We start from the raw sequence: 3,016 nt of genomic DNA on the forward strand, positions 1-3,016 counted from the left end.
CTTCTTTTATGCTGTTTACAATGGAGTCAACTATCTTACCCAAATCAATTGAATTGGTAAGCTCGTCTATCAGCTTGCCAATCGTTTCTTGGTGCGTATATAAATCAAAGAATAAATATTTATTGGCTGTTTTTTGGATAAAAGAATAAAACCGTAAAAGAATTACAACAAACAATGGCGCGATAATCAGCCCGGCCCAATAAGTTGTGGATGTAAAAACCCCGCCAAAATATCTTTCAAAAAGCCACACCAAAAAGAAAAATATTCCATAAACAAATCCAGCTGAAACAAGATAAATGACTGTTTTTCTAAAAACTATTCTTAAATCCATTAACCGATAACGCAAAATAGCGTAGGTTACAGTCAAAGGAGAAAAAGCGATTACAAAATGTAAATAAGGATAAAGCTCTATCTTATATACTGGTAAAAACTCGAATGCTCCTGCGATAAATCCGGGAATGGTAGCCAATAAAAAATATTTGATCTGAGCCCTTTTAATACCAGTGTTTTTTTTATAATCTTGAAAAAGTTTGATATGGGCATAAAAAACAATAACAAAGAACAGAGCGACAAATACACTATATAAAAATGGGGGCGTGGTTAAATAATAAAATTGGCCGAATAAAAAACTCGCCTTATTAATAAAAATTCCATCAAAAAAATTAGCAAATAAAAATACAATCCCAAAAATATACAGGAGCGATATGATCCATTTCTTTTTTAGTTCAAGAAAATTGATAACAAATTGAGTAAAAAAGACAGGAATTAAAATAACACCTATATATCCTATACGCCACCAAAAAATAGCTGCGTCTGGGTTTTGAGCAACGCCAATTTTATAACTCCCAAAACCCCACAAAGCAACGGAAAAACTAAAAAGCGCCCATATATAATGGATAGATTTTTTTCCTTTAAATAAAGTTACCAATCCCAAAACGGCAGATAAAATTCCTATTAATAATCCTGATATCGAGAATAAATTCATAACTGAATCCATTATATAACTTAAAAAGAAAATAAAAAAGCCCGCTCACAACAGTGAACGAGCAGTGTTTATCGCGAAGTAACGCAGGCATTGAGAATTATTTCTCTCTTCCTTGAAATTTCTTCGCTGATTTCAACTTTTTCCACGGCAATCCTGGCGATCGGCATCAGTGGTAGAGCAAACCACCACCTTTGGGATTCCTGCTCAAAAACTCGAACTTTAAACCCCCAGTACCTGCCATCACAGTCCCGATAAGTGGTTAGTGGTAGCAAATAGAAACACAAAGTTGTGTCTCGCCATCCCCACAACCGGTTAAGCACTACAGGGATAGTGGAATCCTCATAGACCACCATTTCCAAAACCGGAAAATGGCACCACCTCAGAAACAACGGCCATTCCCCCGGCTGTTCGGGAATGGGTTTGTGCATGTCAATCATTAAGAATTGACCATCTGTTTTCAGAATCTGTAGAACTCCCTTAAAAACCTTCAATGGCTCGGGAATGCCACCGATTCCGAAAATTTGCGTCACAACATTAATCGAACCGAGTTCGAACAAGCCTGCAAGATTCGTGGCGTCGCCTCGGACAAACTTGATGCATTCCGATTTTGGCACACTGCCGTTGTTTGCAACCTGAAGCATGCGTTCGTTATAATCCAAGCCGATTATTTCCGCATCCACGTCCCACTCCTGCAATATGGCGTGCATTTCCTTTACGGTCAAACCAGTACCAGTGCAGAGGTCCAAAATCTTGAGGCGACCTTGTCCGTTGCGACCTATGATAGAAACAAACCATCCTGCAACCCTACGCCAGACTAAGTCCATTCCACGAGTGGTAAGATGATGCTTTCGGTTGTAAGTCTTTGCTTCTCTCGTGTAGACACGGTTGATCTCCGACTGGTCAAGAAAACCAGTGGAATTGCGGGGACGGAGAAAAAGCTTTACCATCACCCTCAAAAAACACTGAACTGCAAGCAGTCCGATACGTTTGAACCATCCATAGCGAAGCGCAGTTGGATTGAGAATGTATCTTGGAAGATATTTTCTCAATTCCGCGTCGGTAATTCCCGCTTTTTCCAGCTTCCCATAATCCATCGAGACTACCGGCCTGTTGGCTGTGAACCTGCTCTTCTGTTGCTTGTATAGCATCTTCTATCTCCTGTATTTGGGATATTCACTTGTCAAAGTCGGAAAATCCAGCACTGTCTAATTATTACAATAAATTTTCAATAAAGTCAAATTTTTAAAAAACCTTAAAAAATGGCTCAGATATGTTTGAGCTATTAAGATTTAACGAGTTCTAATTCTTTTTTTATAGCTTTTTTATATTCAATATGGCTTATGTCGTGAGGTGCGTTTTTTACTACTATTACTTTTGATTTGTTTGCTAATTCAACAGTTTCTTTACAACGAATTTCTATTTCTGGGTAGTGCTTTGCTTCTAATTCCCCATAAAACACTGCCGAGGGAACTTTAAGCTCTTTAGCCAACATTTTCCCGCTTCGTGTTTTGATATCCTGAAATCTTTTTTTGCCAATTAATTTTCTAATCCAGGGTTTCATTCTTGTTATATCTTCTTTAAAATCAGGGCTTAGAGAACAAAGATATATTTTTTTAGAATTAAGTTTATTCGCGGTTAATAATGCTATTACGGCGCCGTAAGAAAATCCTAGAATATAATTTATTTCAGATTTATGTTTTTTATAAAAATCTTCAAAGTCCTTAGCGCAATCTGATACTGTTTTATGATTCCATTTAATAGGTGCCCCTAAGACCCTAAAGCCCTTTTTTTCTAAAAATTTTATAAGCCAGATAAATTTTTTGTTTGAAATTTTCTGTTTAAACCCAGGTATTAAAAAGAATGTCTTTTTATTTTTTTTCATAATTTTGGTTTTTTTATTATATCATCGTTATTTTATATTGGATAGAAAAAAACATAGACTCGAAATAGTTCTGGCTACTATTTAAAGCGACCCTTGACAAAATATCTTATGAAATGATAATTTAAATCAGTGGTGGAAAAATGGTTTTC

3 protein-coding genes are annotated in these 3,016 nt (G+C 36.4%); all 3 read right to left on the minus strand.

From position 1 onward, the window contains the following. The coding region (locus KKA81_16105) for a hypothetical protein (GenBank protein ID MBU2652450.1) at positions 1–985 on the minus strand (985 nt) is incomplete at its 3' end. A 68-nt stretch (positions 986–1,053) separates the two neighbouring features. Next, positions 1,054–2,079, minus strand: coding sequence for a class I SAM-dependent methyltransferase (locus KKA81_16110; GenBank protein ID MBU2652451.1), 1,026 nt, complete (start codon positions 2,077–2,079; stop codon positions 1,054–1,056). 188 nt (positions 2,080–2,267) lie between these two features. Then, entirely contained in the window at positions 2,268–2,867 is a 600-nt protein-coding gene (locus tag KKA81_16115) for a hypothetical protein (GenBank protein ID MBU2652452.1), read from the minus strand. Positions 2,868–3,016 lie beyond the last annotated feature (149 nt).

Source organism: Bacteroidota bacterium (assembly GCA_018831055.1).
In the GTDB taxonomy this organism is placed as follows: domain Bacteria; phylum Bacteroidota; class Bacteroidia; order Bacteroidales; family B18-G4; genus M55B132.